This window comes from Micromonospora sp. WMMD1082, assembly GCF_029626175.1.
Lineage (GTDB): Bacteria > Actinomycetota > Actinomycetes > Mycobacteriales > Micromonosporaceae > Micromonospora.
In genome coordinates this window covers 1,268,656-1,285,013 of sequence record NZ_JARUBM010000002.1, presented here as the reverse complement: position 1 = coordinate 1,285,013, position 16,358 = coordinate 1,268,656, and the positions used below count along the sequence as shown (strand labels likewise).

Sequence of the window (16,358 nt, the reverse complement as noted above, 5' to 3'; positions counted from 1 at the left end):
GTCACCTCTTGGCTTGCGCGAGGAGGGCGGGCGGGGGGACGAGCGCACGGTCCCGCCTGAGGACCGGCCTGACCGCGACGCGGACCGGAGACCGGTCAGCTTTCGGGACGCCCCTGCCGGATCGGCGTGGCGCCGGTGTGCCCCGAGAACATCTCGGTGATGCGCTCCCGCCACTGCGCATAGGCGGGGACGCCGTTCTCGGTAAGGCCCTCGCGAGCGGTGTCGGTGGCTGCGGCCGCGGTGGCGACGTCGGTCCCGCACAACACCTGGGTCGCCAACTCGTTGTGGGGCACGACCAGTCCCGCCCGGAGCCGGGCCGCGGCCGCGAACGCCGCACCCTGGGCGACCCAGCCACGGTAGGGCCCGGCAGCCCTGGCGAAGGTTTGCAGCTCACTCCGGTCTACGCCGCCGGCGTAGGTTGCCGCCAGTCCGGCGCCGCTGTACAGGTCGGCGCGCCGTGCCTCGGGGAACGCGTCGAGCAGGGCGGCGACGCGCGCCGGGTCGGCGCCGCCGACGAACCAGCAGGCCCGGCCGATGCCCTGGTCGATCACCTGGTCGACGTGCCAGGCGGGGCCCGGCACGCGCGCCGCGAGACGCGGGGAGCGGAACTGCTCGTGCACGTACCGCCGGGTGTGGAAGTACGCCTGGTGGAAGCCGTACCCGTCCAGCATCAGCCAGCGCAGCAGCGGATCCGGCGCGTGCAGCGTGTGCCAGCGGAATCGGGGCAGGCGTGCCATTGCCCAGCCGACCCCGACGTAGACCATGTACACGTGGTCGGCGCCGGGCCCGGCCAGGAAGTCGCGCACGTGGCGGGAGCGGCCGGGTAGCGCGTCCAGGATGGCCAAGGCCATGCCGGCGCCCTCGTACGCGAAGCCACGGAAGGTGGCCGAGAGGGTGGCCAACTCGGCGGCGATGTCCTCGGGGCGGCCGGTCGCGGCGGCCGCCCCGAAGCCGGCGAGGAAGGAGCGGCCGACGGTCTCCAACCGCTCCACCGCCGCCGGAGACTTCACGTGGAAGCCGCGGACGTCGACCCGTGTCTCCGAGACGTTCGGTGTCATGATGCGCCGTCGCAGGTTGTGCCACGTCGACATGTGCGGCCTCCGCTGGTGTGGGTTGGACGGGTACGGGCCACGGCCGGTGTTGCCGTGAGTACATCGTGGATGGCACCCCGCTCGACCGCGTCTCCTGGTGTGCGGGGATCGTCCCGGTGCCGACGTGTCCGGCGTGGTGGCGAGCGAGCCGTACGGTGTCACCGGAACCGGTCGTCCCGCCGGGCAACGCGGAAGATGTCTGCGCGCCGGCGGCTCCCGGACGATGGTGCCGAGCTGTGTCGTAGCGCGAGAGGAATCTGCCGTGTCGTCGTTGTTCTCACGCTCGGCCCGGCGGGCGTCGCTGAGTCACATCCGCCGGATAGCCCCGGTGCCGCCGGGGTCTGCTACCGGTGTCGTGGTGCGGGTCTACGGTCAGATGGAGGCCGAGTTCGGCATGCTCGCCCCACCGGTCGCGCTGCATGCCGCCGCACCGGAGACGTTGGCCGCCGTCTGGATGATGCTGCGGGAGACGCTCCTGGCCGGCGATCCCGCGGATCGCGCCGCCAAGGAGGCGGTCGCCGCGGCGGTGTCCCGCGCCAACGCGTGTCCGTACTGCGTGGAGGTGCACGGCGCCGCGTTCGCCGGGGTGGGCGGGGACGGCCTCTCCTCCGGGGTCGTCACGGGGCATGTTGACCAGATCGACGATCCCTGGCTCCGCGAGTTGACGATGTGGGCCGCCGCCAGCGGACACCGCGCGGCGGGCGCCCGCCGACGGGCTCCGTTCGAGGTGGACCGTGCGCCGTCGTTCATCGGCGTGGCGATGATGTTCCACTACATCAACCGGATGGTGACGGTGTACCTGGGCGAATCGCCGTTGCTACCCATCCCGCGCGGCGGACATGCCCTGGCGCGGCGCATGGCGGTACGGATCTTCGGGCACTTCGCCCGGGTGGGCCTGCCGGCGGGGCTCGCCACGGAGCTGCTGCCGGCCGCGCCGGCACCGGAGGACCTGGCGTGGGCGGCCACCGGTTCGGCCATGGCGGACGCCCTGGCCCGCGGGTTCCACGCGGTCGACCGGGCCGGTACGGCCGCCATCCCATCGCAGGTGCGGGCGGTCGTGGCCACGGGCCTCGACGATCCCGACGCCACTCCACCCGGGCTGCTCATCGACGACTGGCTCGCCGGTCACCTGACCGGCGTTGCCCCGGCGGATCGGCCGCTGGCCAGGTTGGCGTTGCTGACCGCGTGGGCGCCGCACCGGGTCACCGACACCGACCTCGCCGACCTGCGGGCCGCCGGGCTCGACGATGCGGCACTGATCCGCGTCACGGCCTGGTCGTCCCTGGCCGCCGCGCGTCGGATCGCCGTCCGACTGTTCGACGATCTGCATCGATAACCCGGGGTAGCGCGGTTAGCACACCCGAATCACGGTTCGTGTTTCCGCTGCGCCGCCCGTTCGTATAATCGGAATTGGCTATGTCCGGTATCCATCCTGCTCGACGATTGCGCTTAGTGACGGTGGGACCGTCTGGGTGTGAGGGCTTGCCCGGCGCGGGTCGCTCGGTTAGCCTTGCGGGAAAGCTTCACCTAATTGACGGACATCGAAACTCACTTACCTAAGTTACCTGCTCAGGCCAAGTCTGGCCGATCGTGTGCTGCCCTCAAACGGTGCTAATCCGGCATTTCCTTATAGGGGAGGACCTGATGGGTGAGAATTCGGAAACGGCCGTTCTAAGAGCCATTGCGGCCATGCAGGAAAGGTTGGACGCGCCAATTACCGTGGCGGATCTAGCCCGCGAGGCGATGTTTAGCAAGTTCCATTTCACTCGCATGTTCCAACGGGTCACGGGGGTTTCTCCCGGGCGTTTCCTCGCCGCCCTTCGGCTACAGCGGGCCAAGGAACTGTTGGTCGCTACCTCGATGAAGGTCGCCGACATCAGCATCAGCGTCGGCTACACCAGCGTCGGCACCTTCAGCACCCGGTTCAGCCGCAACGTCGGGATGTCCCCCACCACCTACCGCCGCCGGGCCGGCCACGCCCCGGGGGCTCGTGCCTGCGCCGAGGCCGTCCGCTTCCGCAGCGCGCACCTCACCTGCCACGTCCGGTCGCCCCGTCCGGATCCAGACGCGGTGATCTTCGTCGGGTTGTTCGCCGACCCCGTTCCCGAGGGGCGCCCGGTGCGTTGTGCCGTGCTGCGGCAGGCGGACCGGATCGTCTTCGACAACCCCCCACCGGGTAGCTGGTACCTACTCGCCCAGGCGGTCACCATCCGCGAGCGGGGCGCCGGCCCGGTCCGTGACCGGACCGACCGCCCGGCGTCCGTCGGGGCCGCCGGACCGATCACGATCCGCCCGCACGTGCCCGTCTCCACCGACCTGGTCCTGCAACCGGCCGGAGCCCTCGACGCACCGGTCCTGCGCGCCCTGCTCGACGTCCGGATGTACGCCCTCAGCCTGGTCAGCGGCGACCAGCCGGACGCGACGGGGACGTTGACGGACGCCGCGTAGGCGCGCCGTATCCCGGGCGGTCCGGCAGCAGCACCTCGACCGCCTGATGTGGCCGGACCGGCCAGATCTATTTCGGACACCGGCGCGGCCGGCACCATGCCGGTCGAGGGCACCGCCGGCGTTCGACCGCTCGGCCCCGGACTCCCGCCGCCACCGCTCGCCGATCGACTGTCGTCGACCATCGACGGGTCAGCTGCGAACCGACGGAACCTGCGGTTCGTCAGCCCGTTCGTCTCGTGGCTCCGGAGCGATTCTCCCGAACCGCTGTGCCGCGAGGTGCTCCTGGGCCATTCCCCGCAGCGCGGACAACGCCACGTCGAAGAGAACGGCTCGGGCTGCGGCCGCGCCCCGGTCGACGTCGCCGTCGGTGGGCAACAGGCTCAACTCGCGGTCCGCAAACTGTTCCGCGAGCAACGCGTACGGCCGGAAGAAGTCGATGCCATCCCCGCAGCCCAACTGGCGGAGGGCGTACACCACCCGTGCCAGGCGAGCCCTGCCCGGCGCGGCGGGATCCACCGTCCAGCCGAGAGCCCCGATGAAGCGGTCGACCTCCTGCCGGACCAGCTCCACGTCGTTGTCGGCCGTCGAGCCGCTGTCCTGCGGGTGTATCGCCCGGCTGACCGCGGCGTACAGGTCGGAGAGCGGCGGCCGGTCGTCGTCGATCGCTGACAGCAGCTCCAGGACGGACGAGAGTTCGAGCTGGCCGATACCGGTCAGTGCCCGGATGAAGAACAGCTGACGACGGTGGGACTCGCCGTACCGGGCCTGGTTTCGGCCGGTCGGCTGGCCGGGCGGGAGCAGCCCCTCCCGGAGGTAGAACTTGATCGTGGCGACGGGCACGCCTGTGCGTTTGCTCAGGTCAGAAATGCGCATGTGCAGCCCCCGGCTGGTAAACGGCGTGGTCGTGAGGTTCTCGCAGCTGGAACCCGGTGACCCGGTGGTGTTTCATCGCGTAGGCGTCACGGGCTGTCCGGGGCGTTGGCGGGCCGGGGTTCGACGAGGCGCATCGGTCGGCAGCTCACGCCGTCGAGCGTCCCCGACTCGCATGTCCGGTTGAGCTCACCCGTCCGGGGTTCGCGTGGCGGTGGTCGGGCGGCCCGCGGCCTGCGCGCTGGAGCCCCTCATGATGCCTCCCCCTAGAAAACGGATCGTGGCAGAGCCTTCGTCCGGCACTATCAACTTTGCGTGAGAATTGTCTGTCAATGGGATTCAATAATCTGCATTATCGATGCTGATGGTGGGCATCGAGAGTGTTTCTGCGTACACATTTTATGTGTCTGTCTGCTTGCTGTCAGGTCGTCGTGCTTTCGGTCGAGGCTAGCCGATCTCTGAGCGGTTGACCATAGCGGCGATCGCCATCGGACAGCGCCGGGCAATCGCCCAGGAGCATCGATCACTGGCAGTGCCCCTGCTGCCAGGGAGCGTTATATGTTTCTATGCGGATAGCGGCACGTCCGAACTTTCTAGGCGATGCCCACCTTGACCAGCCGTTACAGGTTGTACCGCGCTAATGCGGATAAAGGTGGCATTGGCTCGAACGATAATCGCGATAAGTAAACGTACGACTACCTTGAGCGACCGCCCCTGGAGGTGCTCGCTCCTGTCGCGAGCGGCCGTCGGCGGCCAGTCGGATCTCTTTTCCGAATAGTTTTTCTGGCCGGAATGGGTGCATGCGCGATGCGTTATCTGTTGATTCCGTGGCGGCGATGAATCGTATCCTTCGGGTGCATCAACAAATCGATTAACAGGGGAGCGCCCTCGGCGTTGTGTTTCGGGTCGACTCTGGCGCGGGGGACGGCTGCGGAAAGCGGCGTACGCCGGATGGATGTTAGTGACTGTGTGATGACTGGCGCTGATGTGCGGTTGACGGTTCGGCTCCGGCGTGGATTGTCCGCCCGCATTCGGAGGCGATGGCGCCGGGTGAGTCGACGGGTCGTGCGGGCTGGACGATGTGGCACGTCGCATGGCCATACACGGGCGATATTACTGCGAGAGTATGCAATCGGCCCGGCCAGTCAGGACGGGACGAAGCGGTGAATTGCATCTCCTGGCATGCGCTGCTGACCGTGGTCAGCAGGTCGCCACCCGGTGTCCGGTGTCCGGCGGCTCGGACCGCCGGGTTCCGCATTCTCGGAGAGGAACGGGCCGCGCGCCGGGGATACGTTCGGCCGACCGGGATCCCGACACGGCTCACCGGCCAGGAGAGGACCGAACGTGACCCAGACCAATCAGGTAGTCGCCGACCTGACCAAAGAAGGCGATGAACTCGACGAGATCGTTGCCCGCCTCGACGACGCGGACTGGGACCGGCCCACACCGGCACCCGGCTGGACAGTCAAGCACCAGGTCGCCCACCTGGCCGCGACCTTCCGGCTCGCCGCGATGGCAACGGCGCAGCCCGAGGCCTTCCAGAACCTGCTCACGCAACTCGGCGACGACTTCGACGCCAACGTCAACGCCGCGCTCCAGCCGTACCTGGCCGCCCCGCCGCAGGCGCTACTGGGTCGTTGGCGCGCCGAACGCGCCGCCGCCGAGGGGGCCCTGGCGAAGGTGGCGCCGGAGCATCTGGTGCCATGGCTGGTACGACCGCTGCCGGCGGGAGTCCTGGCGGCGGCCGGGATGATGGAGCTGTTCGCCCACGGCCAGGACATCGCCGACACCGTCGGGGTGCGACCGCACCGCACCGACCGGATCCGGCACCTGGTCGCCTTCGCCGCCCGCACCTGGGACTTCGGCTACCTGGTCCGGGGCATCGACCCGCCCACGCAGCCGATCCGGCTCGACGTGACGGCTCCCTCGGGCGCGCAGTGGACGTTCGGCCCGAGCGACGCGACGCAGTCGGTCAGCGGACCGGCGGTGGACCTGTGCCTGCTGGTCACGCGCCGCCGGCACCGCGCCGACACGGCACTGGTGGCGCATGGGCCGGACGCAGACCGGTGGCTCGACATCGCGCAGGCGTACCGGGGCCCGGCCGGGCCGGGGCGGGCCCCCGGCCAGTTCGCCGGTGCCCGTCCCTGAACCGCCGTCTCGCCGCGCCCGCCCAGTCCCGGGCGGGCGCGGCGGATCCTTAGTTCTCCTGCCGTGCGCAATGCCATCGGCGGTCGAAGGTAACGGAGCAGCAGATGGTCGCCAGACGGGTCGCCTCATCCGTGGTGCAGCGCCAGGTCAAGTACGTCACTCCGGTCTCGGTAGGTGCCGCCACCGGCATGATCGCCGGGATCTACGGTCAGATCCAGGAGGAGCAGCGGCTGGTGATCCCGCCCGCGCTGTTGCACTCGCCGGCGCCCGAGACGCTCGCGGCGTACTGGATGTTGATGCGAGAGCCGCTGATGACCGGTGGGGTTGTCGACCGGGCCGGTAAGGAAGCGGTCGCCTCGGCCGTGTCGGTGGCCAACATCTGTCCGTACTGCGTGGACATGCACAGCGTCGGCATGTACGACCTGGCCACCGAACACGACGCCGAGGCGGTAGCGGCCGATCGGATCGAGGACGTCCTCGACGCCCGCACCCGGTGGGCGGCGCAGTGGGCCCGGACCGCACACCTCGCGGACGGACCCGCGCTGGAGCCGCCGATGGCCGGCCCCGTGGCCCGCGCGGAACTGGTCGGCGTCGTGGTCAGCTTCCACTACCTGACCCGGATGGTGAACGTCTTCCTGTCCAACTTCCTGCTGCCGCCCGGGCTGCCACCGGGCGCGCGGCGGCGGCTCAAGCGGGGGATCAGCGCGATCCTTCAGTCCACCCTGCGTACGCCCCGGGAGCCGGGCCGCTCGCTGCGGTTCCTGGCCGACGCGCCGTTGCCGGCCGACGCCGCCTGGGCGCGGGGCAGCGCCGTCGTCGCCGCCGCGGTGGCCCGGTCGTACGCGGCGCTGGAGGCGGCCGGCGAACGGGCGCTCAGTCCGGTGGTCCGGGACCTGGTCCGTGAGCATCTGGCGGGCTGGCGTGGGGAGGACACCGGGGTCAGCCGGGAGTGGTGCGAGCGCACGGTCTCGGGGCTAGCTGCCGCCGATGCTGCCGCCGCGCGCCTCGCGCTGCTCACCGCGGTCGCCTCCTATCAGGTCGACGAGCACGTGATCGAGGAGTTCCGCCGTCACCACGTCGAGGATGCGACGCTGGTGCGGGCCGCCGCGTGGGCGAGCTACGTCGCGGCCCGCGCCATCGGTGCGCGACACGTGCCGGCGCAGACGAGTCACTGAAACCTCTTACTTTCCCACGCGGATCGGGTGGTACAGCTCCATCGATCATTGCCGAAGTATTGAGCAATATGGAGGATGTGGGGACCGCGCTTTCCTTGCCAGGCTTGACCTCCGGGCGCACACCCGCATCGGTCGCTAGCCGGCGATCGTCCGTCTAAAGAGGAGCGCGAGTGAGCAGCGTCAGTACGAAACCGGCGACCAGCGGCGGGCTGCTGGACTCTCTGAACGGGCGCCATCATCGGGCGGCGCTCAACATCTTCATGGTCATCGTGATCGCACACTGGGCCGAGCACCTGACACAGGCGTTCCAGATCTGGGCCCTGGGCTGGGAACGGCCCGCCTCTCGGGGGGTCCTGGGACAGTACTTCCCGTGGCTGGTGAGTTCCGAGTGGCTGCACTACGGGTACGCGATCGTCATGCTGGTCGGGCTGTGGGTCCTCCGGCAGGGCTTCGTCGGCCGGGCACGAACCTGGTGGACGGTGGCCCTGGCCATCCAGTTCTGGCACCACATCGAGCACCTGTTGCTGCTGCTCCAGGCGCAGCTCGGCTTCACCATCGCGGGCCAGGCGGTGCCGACCAGCATCCTGCAACTCGTGCTGCCCCGGGTGGAGCTGCACCTGTTCTACAACACCATCGTGTTCATACCGATGGTCATCGCGATGTACCTGCACCTGCGTCCGAGTAACGCCGAGGCTGAGCAGATGGACTGCAGCTGTCGCCCGCCGCAGCAGCTGGCTTCGGTCTCCGGGGCATGACCGCCGATACCTCGAGCGTCGCGCAGCCGCCGCCCGCCGCCGATGGCCGTACCTGGCCGCGGCGGGTCGCGGCGGCTGCCGTCGGGGTGGTGGTGCTCGCCGTGGCGCTGCTCACCTGGTGGGCGTCGAGCCAGTCGGTGGAGCTGCGGGAGGTCACCCCCGCCGACGGCGCGGCGCTGGCGGCTGGTCCCGCGGAGGTCGCGCTGACCTTCAGCGGCGAGCCCGCGGTCGAGGAGATGCACCTGGTCGTATCGCGTGACGGCGTCTCCCTGCCCGCCCGGGAACTGCTCGTGCGGAACAACCAGGTGGTGCTGCCGGTGACGGTCACCGATCTCGGCGACTATCGGATCGCCTACCACGTCCGGATGGCCGACGGCGCCGAGTTCAGCGGGATCAGCGCGTTCCGGGTGGGTGGTCTGGCCGAACCCGCGCCCACGCCCGCCGGGAGTCAGGTGGCCGCGAGCGGTCACGACCACGACCCCACGGATCCGACCAGTGGGGCCCTGCTCATCCTGAACCTCCTGCTGATCACGACGGTGGTCGTGCTCATGGTGCGCGGGCCCCGCCGCAGGTAACGCACGGGTCGCAGGTAAGCCTGCGTCGCAGGTCAGCACGGGTCGCAGGTCAGCACGCGAGGAGACGCCGCCGACGGCCGGCGGCACCCACGATGGGACGGGTGCTGGACGCACACCTGCGGCAGAGAGGGAGTGCCATGGCGACGACACTCGGAACCCTACGGAGACTGGCCCTGGCACCGTCGCTGGACGAGGTCAGTTTCCGGCGTCGAGGCTTCCCGGCGGCCCCGTCGGCCGCGACGCGGAAGCTGGAAGCGGTGCCACAGGCGGTCGTGTGCGGCTTCGAGTGGGGCATCGAGGGCTCCAACCTGGCCGACCTGGAGCACCGCCTGGAGCTCGTCGACCCGGAGCTGCGCGGCTTCGCGTACGAGGGCGCGACGATGGCCTACACGGTGCGGGACGCCACCGGTCGACGGGGCCGGCGGACGGAGGAGTTGCTGCGCGGGCCGGGTCAGCCGCATCTCTTCCTCGCCTACATCGGCATCGGCTTCGCCATGGCCCGGCTGCCCCGGGTGCTGTGGCGCAAGGTGGTCCCCGATCTCACGGGTTCGCCGTACCACCCGACGATGAGCTGGCTGGCCGTCGACGGGTACGGCTTTGACAAGGCGTACTTCGACACCGCCCGCTACCTCGACGGTCAGCAACAGCCCGCCCCGTACCCGTGGCAGGGCGCGCCGGCCTACTTCCCGCGTGCGGCGGACCAGGGTGTCGGGCGGGCGATCTGGTTCATCCACGGGGCCGTCGTACCGGACTGCGTGGCCGCCGTGGAGCGGTTCGCCGTCGAACGCCGTGCCGACCTGTGGAGCGGTCTGGGGCTGGCCGCGACGTTCGCCGGTGGGGCGGACGCGGCAGCGCTTGCCGGGCTGCGCGCGGCGGCCGGAGCGTACGCCCCGGACCTCGCCCAGGGCGCGGCGTTCGCTGCCAAGGCGCGGGCCTGGTCGGGCTACGTGCCCGAGCACAGCGAGGTCGCGATGCGGGCACTCGGCGACTGCGATGTGGCCGCTGCGGCAGTCATCGCCGACGAGGTGGCCGGCGCGTTGGGTGAGGGCGATGAGGTGCCCGCCTACGAGCGGTGGCGCGCTGCCGTCCGGGCCCGATTCGTCCTGACCCGGTTGCCCGGGAGCTGACCCGCCACATCCCCGGCTGGCACCCATCCTGTGGCCGGCGGTCCATCACGACCGCCGGCAAAAGGGTGGGTGCAATGTGCGTTTCCGGCCCTTCACTGCGCAACGCTGAAGAAGACGCCGTAATTGCTGGCCTGCGACGATGCTAGTGCGGCCGATTATGGGCTGCGCGGGATCACATTTCCCAGGAAAGCTTGAGGTGCTGAGCACTTCTTCGCTGATTAATGCGGAAGTGTCACTGAGGCGCGGTGCGCAGAGAAATGCGACCGCCACGTTACCCACAGACCGTCACGATCGCTGGGCCGCACCTGCCGACAGGCCCTGGAGGAAAGGTTGATCTGTATGACCAGGATCGCCGTCGTCGGGATGGCGTGCCGATTCCCGGACGCCACGTCGCCGCGGGAGTTGTGGGAGAACGCACTGGCCGGCCGCCGTGCTTTCCGACGGCTGCCGGACGAGCGGATGCGGCTGGAAGACTACTGGGATCCCGATCCGCGCACCCCGGACCGCTTCTATGCCCGCCACGCCGCCGTCATCGAGGGATACGAGTTCGACCGGATCGCCTACAAGGTGGCCGGCAGCACCTACCGCTCCACCGACCTCACCCACTGGTTGGCGCTGGACGTGGCCGCGATGGCACTGGCGGACGCGGGCTTCCCGATGGCGGAGGGCGCGCCCCGGGAGCGTACCGGTGTGGTGGTGGGCAACACGCTGACCGGCGAGTTCTCCCGCGCCAACCAACTGCGCCTGCGGTGGCCGTTCGTCCGGCGGATGGTCGCCGCCGCGCTCAAGGAACAGGAGTGGGACGACGATCAGCTCGCCTCGTTCCTGGACAGCTTCGAGGCGACCTTCAAGGCGCCGTTCCCGGCGGTGGACGAGGACACGCTCGCCGGTGGGCTCTCCAACACCATCGCCGGACGCATCTGCAACCACTTCGACCTCAAGGGCGGCGGCTACACCGTGGACGGTGCCTGCTCGTCGTCCCTGCTCTCGGTCGCCACCGCCTGCAAGGCGCTGGTCGATGGCGAGCTGGACGTGGCGGTGGCCGGCGGGGTGGACCTCTCCATCGACCCGTTCGAGATCATCGGCTTCGCCAAGACCGGCGCGCTGGCCACCGGGGAGATGCGGGTCTACGACCGTGGCTCCAACGGGTTCTGGCCCGGGGAGGGCTGCGGCATGGTGGTGCTGATGCGTGAATCGGAGGCACGCCAGGCCGGGCACCGGGTCTACGCCACGATCGCCGGGTGGGGCATCTCCTCCGACGGGCGCGGTGGCATCACCCGCCCGGAGATCAGCGGCTACCAGCTCGCGCTGCGCCGGGCGTACGAGCGGGCCGGGTTCGGCATCGAGACGGTCGGCATGTTCGAGGGCCACGGCACCGGCACCGCGGTCGGCGACGCCACGGAACTGCGGGCACTGTCGCAGGCCCGGATGGCGGCAGACGCGGGCGCGCCACCGGCGGCGATCAGTTCGATCAAGGGCATGATCGGCCACACCAAGGCCGCCGCGGGGGTGGCCGGCCTGATCAAGGCGGCGATGGCGGTGCACCAGGAGGTGATTCCGCCGACCATCGGCTGCGTCGACCCGCACGAGCTGTTCGGTGGCGAGGCGGCGGCCCTGCGTGCCGTGCGCAAGGCCGAGCGTTGGCCCGCGGAGACTCCGGTGCGCGCCGGGATCACCGCGATGGGGTTCGGCGGCATCAACACCCACGTGGTCCTGGAGAACCCGAGCCCGCGTCGCCGGGCCCGGCTGGAGAGCCGCACTCGCGCGCTGGCGGCGTCCCTGCAGGACACCGAGTTGTTCGTGGTGGACGCCGCCACGCCGCAGGAGTTGGGCGAGCGGCTGGACCGCCTCATCGAGTTCGTCCCGAGGATCGCGTACGCCCAGCTCGCCGACCTGGCCGCCACGCTGCATCGGGAGTTGCGTGACCTGCCCTACCGGGCGGCGGTGCTGGTCTCCTCGCCCGACGACGCGCAGCGGCAACTGCGGCGGATCCGGGACGCGCTCGACGCGGGCGAGGTCGAGCTGTTCGGCCAGGACGGGAAGGCATTCCTCGGCCACACCACCGGCCCCGGCCGAATCGGCTTTCTCTTTCCCGGCCAGGGCTCCGGACGCGGCACCTCCGGCGGTGGGTTGCGCCGGCGCTTCGCCGAGGTCGACGAGGTCTACCAGGAGGCGAAGCTGCCGACCTCCGGCGACATGGTGGCCACCGAGATCGCCCAGCCGCGCATCGTCACCGGCGCGCTCGCCGGTGTCCGGGCCCTGTCGATGTTGGGCGTGGACGCCACCCTCGCGGTCGGTCACAGCCTCGGCGAGATCGCCGCGCTCAACTGGGCTGATGCCATCGACGACCAGGCGTTGCTGCGGATCGCGGCACTGCGCGGACGCATCATGAGCGAGCACAGTTCCTCCGGCACGATGGCCAGCATCGGCGCCCCGCCCGAGGTGGTGCAGCGGATCACCGCCGACCTTCCGGTGGTGGTCGCCAGCTACAACGGGCCGGCCCAGACGGTGGTGGCCGGTACGGCCGAGGCCGTGAACGCCGCCGGTCAGCGGGCCCGCGACGAGGGTCTCGGCAGCACCCCGCTGCCGGTCTCGCACGCCTTCCACTCGCCGCTGGTGGCGCCGGCCGCCGATGCCTTCGGCGCGGCGCTGGCCGAGGAGACCTTCGGCCCGGTGGGCCGGCGCATCGTCTCCACGGTCACCGGCGGCGCACTGCCCGCCGACACGGACGTGCCGGCGCTGCTGCGCCGGCAGATCACCGACCCGGTGCTGTTCACCCAGGCGATCTCCGCCGCCGCCAAGGACGTCGACCTCTTCGTCGAGGTCGGTCCCGGCCGCGTGCTCTCCGGACTGGCCACCGCCGCCACCACGGTGCCGGCGGTGGCGCTCGACACCGACGACGAGTCCATCGCCGGGCTGCTGCGGGTGGTCGCCGCCGCGTACGTCGTCGGCGCCGCCCCGGTCAGCGTGGAGCTGTTCCATGGCCGGCTCATCCGGCCGGTGCAGGTGGGGGAGGAGTTCAGCTTCTTCGCCAGCCCCTGCGAGGCGGCGCCCAGGCTGGCGCTGCCGGTCCGACCTGCCGCCGACCCGGCGTCCCCGGCCGCCCAGGTCGCCACCGACAACGGGTACGCGGCCGTACCGGTGGCCGCCGCCGGTGACGTGCCGGCCCCCACCACCGACTCCACGCTGGAGCTGCTGCGCCGGCTCGCGGCGGAACGGGCAGAGCTGCCCCCGGAGTTGGTGCAGGAGCAGAGTCTCCTCCTCGATGACCTGCACCTGAGCTCGATCACCGTGGGCCAACTGGTCAACCAGGCGGCCCAGCAGCTCGGAGTGCCTCCATCGCAGACGCCGACCAACTTCGCCACCGCGACGGTCCGGGAGCTGGCCGACGCGTTGGACCAGATCGGCGGCACCGTCCGCAACGGCGCGGCGGAAGCGCCCGCGATGGTGGCCGGCGCGGCCGACTGGGCCAGAGCCTTCGCGGTCGAACTGGACGCGGTCCCGCTGCCGCCGCGGGTGGCGACGGAGGCCAACGGCCAGTGGCGGCTGCACGTCGACGAGGAGGGGCACCCGTTCGCCGAGCGGCTGCGCGGGGTGCTGGAGCGGTCGCAGGTGGGCTCGGGCGTTCTGGTCTGCCTGCCGGAGACCTGCCAGGAACGCCACCTCTCCCATGCCCTGAAGGGGGCGCAGAGCGCCGCCGCCTCCGGTGACCGCCTCGTGCTCGTCCAGCACGGGCGGGGCGCGGCCGGTATCGCCAAGACCCTGCGCCTGGAGGCGCCACAGGTCCGGGTGACCGTCGTCACCGTCCCGGCGGGGACGGACCCGGTGGACCGGGTGGTCGCGGAGGTCGCGGCCACCGCCGGATTCATCGAGGCGCACTACGACGCCGACGGGCGCCGCCTGGTGCCCACCTTGCGAGCCCTGCCGGTGCGGCCGGTCGACCCGGTGCGCCCGCTGGGCGAGGACGACGTGCTGCTGGTGACGGGCGGCGGCAAGGGCATCACCGCCGAGTGTGCCCTGGCGGTGGCCACCGACGCCGGTGCCCGGCTCGCGGTGCTCGGCCGCTCCGACCCCGCCGACGACCCGGAACTCGCGGGCAACCTGAAGCGGATGGCGGAGGCCGGCGTGCAGGTGTACTACGCCCGCGCCGACGTCACCGATCCCGCCCAGGTGCGGTCCGCGGTCGAGGAGGTGACGGCAGCACTGGGTCCGGTGACCGCGGTGCTGCACGGCGCCGGCCGCAACGAGCCGGCCGCGCTGACCGCGCTGGACGGGGAGGCGTTCCGGCGAACCTTCGCGCCGAAGGTCGACGGGCTGCAAGCGGTGCTGGCGGCGGTGGATCCGGAGCAACTGCGGCTGCTGGTCACGTTCGGCAGCATCATCGGCCGGGCGGGCCTACGCGGCGAGGCGCACTACGCCACCGCCAACGACTGGTTGGCGGACCTGACCACCGACGTCGGGCGGGAGTACCCGAACTGCCGGGCGCTGTGCCTGGAATGGTCGGTCTGGTCGGGCGTCGGCATGGGCGAGCGGTTGTCGGTGGTCGAGGGCCTGGTCCGCGAGGGGATCACCCCGGTCACTCCCGACCAGGGTGTGCAGCTGCTGCGGCGGCTGCTCGGCGACGGCCGTACCCCGCCGGTCACCGTGGTCAGCGGTCGGGTGGAGAGCATCGACACGGTACGCCGGGATCTGCCCGAGCTGCCGTTGCTCCGATTCGTCGACCGCCCGCTGATCCGCTACCACGGCGTGGAGCTGGTCACCGAGCTGGACCTCAGCGCCGGCACCGACCTGTACCTCGCCGACCACCGGCTGGACGGGAACCTCCTGTTCCCCGCCGTGTTCGGCATGGAGGCGATGGCACAGGTCGCCTCGGCCGTCACCGGGCGAACCGAGCCGCCGACCTTCGAGCAGGCGCGGTTCCTGCGTCCGATCGTGGTGCCGCCGGAGGGCAGCACCGCCGTCCGGGTCGGCGTGGTGGTGGTCGACGACGACACCGTCGAGGCGGTCATCCGCAGCAGCGAGACGAGCTTCGCGGCCGAGCACTTCCGCGCCCGGTTGCGCTATGCCGCCGCCGCGCCGGCCGACGGTCCACCGGAGCAGGTGGCCGACGGGTTGCCGGCGGTCCCGCTCGATCCCGCCGTCGACCTGTACGGCGGAAGCCTGTTCCAGGGCGCTCGGTTCCACCGCCTGCGGACCTACCACCGGGCGGCCGCCCGGCACGTCGATGCCGACCTGGCCGCCGAGCCGGCCGAGTGGTTCGCCGGGTACCTGCCGGAGACGCTGCTGCTCGGTGACCCCGGGGTGCGGGACGCCCTGATGCACGGCAACCAGGTCTGCGTCCCCGACGCGACACTGCTGCCCGTCGGGGTCGAGCGATTGCAGCCCGCCGGCCAGCGGCTGTCCGGGACCGGTCGGTTGCGGTACTGCGCCACCGAGCGCAGCCGCGACGGCGACACCTACACCTACGACGTGGTGCTGCGCACCGACAGCGGTGCGGCGATCGAACGCTGGGAGGGACTCCGGCTCCAAGCGGTCCGGAAGTCGGATGGTCGCGGACCGTGGGTCGCGCCGTTGCTCGGCCCGTACCTGCAACGGACCGTCGGCGACCTGGTCGGCGTCGACGTGGACGTGACCGTCGAGCCGCACGCCGGTGGGCCGGGCGCCGTCGGTGACGGTGAGCACGTGCGTCGGCGGCGTGCCGTCACCGCGCTCGCGGCCGGCCGCTCGCTCGGCCGGCCCGCCGAGATCGGCTACCGGCCTGACGGGCGCCCCGAACTGGCCGGCAGCGCGACGCTCTCTGCCGCCCACACCGACGGGGCCACCCTCTGCGTGACGTCGCAGGCGCCGGTCGCCTGCGACGTGGAGACGGTGGTCCGCCGCACGGAGGAGGACTGGCGGGGGCTGCTCGGGCCGCACAGCGACCTGGCCCGGCTGATCGCCGACGCCGGCGAGGAGTTCGACGCGGCGGCCACCCGGGTCTGGACGGCGGTCGAGTGCCTGCAGAAGGTGGGGCTGACCCAGCGCGCCCCGCTCACCCTGATGCCGTCGCCGCGGCCGAATTGGACGGTCTTCGCTTCCGGTGAGTTCCGGATCGCCAGCGTCGTGGTGGCGGTACGGGACATCGCCGAGCCGCTGGTCTTCGCGATTCTGGTCCAAGGGGGCAACTGAG

10 protein-coding genes are annotated in these 16,358 nt (G+C 71.2%); 8 read left to right on the top strand and 2 right to left on the bottom strand.

Annotated elements, in window-relative coordinates; genetic code table 11:
• Nucleotides 1–95: 95 nt before the first annotated feature.
• Entirely contained in the window at nt 96–1,091 is a 996-nt protein-coding gene (locus tag O7615_RS06065) for a DUF1702 family protein (RefSeq protein ID WP_278176323.1), read from the bottom strand.
• A gap of 262 nt (nt 1,092–1,353) precedes the next feature.
• On the opposite strand from O7615_RS06065, the gene O7615_RS06060 reads away from it, so the two are divergent.
• Both O7615_RS06060 and O7615_RS06055 read left to right on the top strand, forming a co-directional pair.
• Complete coding sequence (locus tag O7615_RS06060) at nt 1,354–2,427, top strand: carboxymuconolactone decarboxylase family protein (protein WP_278176321.1); 1,074 nt, start codon at nt 1,354–1,356, stop codon at nt 2,425–2,427.
• 308 nt (nt 2,428–2,735) lie between these two features.
• Complete coding sequence (locus tag O7615_RS06055) at nt 2,736–3,539, top strand: AraC family transcriptional regulator (protein ID WP_278176320.1); 804 nt, start codon at nt 2,736–2,738, stop codon at nt 3,537–3,539.
• Nucleotides 3,540–3,728: 189 nt separating this feature from the next.
• Here the strand turns inward: O7615_RS06055 and O7615_RS06050 are convergent, their stop codons facing one another.
• Nucleotides 3,729–4,412: a MerR family transcriptional regulator gene (locus O7615_RS06050; protein WP_278176319.1), complete on the bottom strand. Its 684-nt coding sequence runs from the start codon at nt 4,410–4,412 to the stop codon at nt 3,729–3,731.
• Between the two features lie 1,341 nt (nt 4,413–5,753).
• Between O7615_RS06050 and O7615_RS06045 the strand changes: the two genes are divergently transcribed.
• The 6 genes from O7615_RS06045 to O7615_RS06020 all read left to right on the top strand — a co-directional run bounded on the left by O7615_RS06045 (nt 5,754) and on the right by O7615_RS06020 (nt 16,357).
• A complete protein-coding gene (locus O7615_RS06045) occupies nt 5,754–6,557 on the top strand; it encodes a TIGR03084 family metal-binding protein (protein ID WP_278176318.1) in 804 nt (267 codons plus the stop codon).
• Between the two features lie 104 nt (nt 6,558–6,661).
• On the top strand, nt 6,662–7,732 hold the full coding sequence (locus O7615_RS06040) for a carboxymuconolactone decarboxylase family protein (RefSeq protein WP_278176317.1): 1,071 nt from the start codon (nt 6,662–6,664) through the stop codon (nt 7,730–7,732).
• Between the two features lie 170 nt (nt 7,733–7,902).
• On the top strand, nt 7,903–8,487 hold the full coding sequence (locus O7615_RS06035; protein WP_347405072.1) for a hypothetical protein: 585 nt from the start codon (nt 7,903–7,905) through the stop codon (nt 8,485–8,487).
• Nucleotides 8,484–9,062, top strand: a complete 579-nt coding sequence (locus tag O7615_RS06030) for a copper resistance protein CopC (protein WP_278176316.1) — start codon at nt 8,484–8,486, stop codon at nt 9,060–9,062. The genes O7615_RS06035 and O7615_RS06030 overlap by 4 nt, the downstream gene beginning before the upstream one ends.
• 137 nt (nt 9,063–9,199) lie before the next feature.
• On the top strand, nt 9,200–10,189 hold the full coding sequence (locus tag O7615_RS06025; RefSeq protein ID WP_278176315.1) for a DUF1702 family protein: 990 nt from the start codon (nt 9,200–9,202) through the stop codon (nt 10,187–10,189).
• A gap of 339 nt (nt 10,190–10,528) precedes the next feature.
• On the top strand, nt 10,529–16,357 hold the full coding sequence (locus O7615_RS06020; protein ID WP_278176314.1) for a type I polyketide synthase: 5,829 nt from the start codon (nt 10,529–10,531) through the stop codon (nt 16,355–16,357).
• The last annotated feature ends 1 nt before the right edge of the window (nt 16,358 follow it).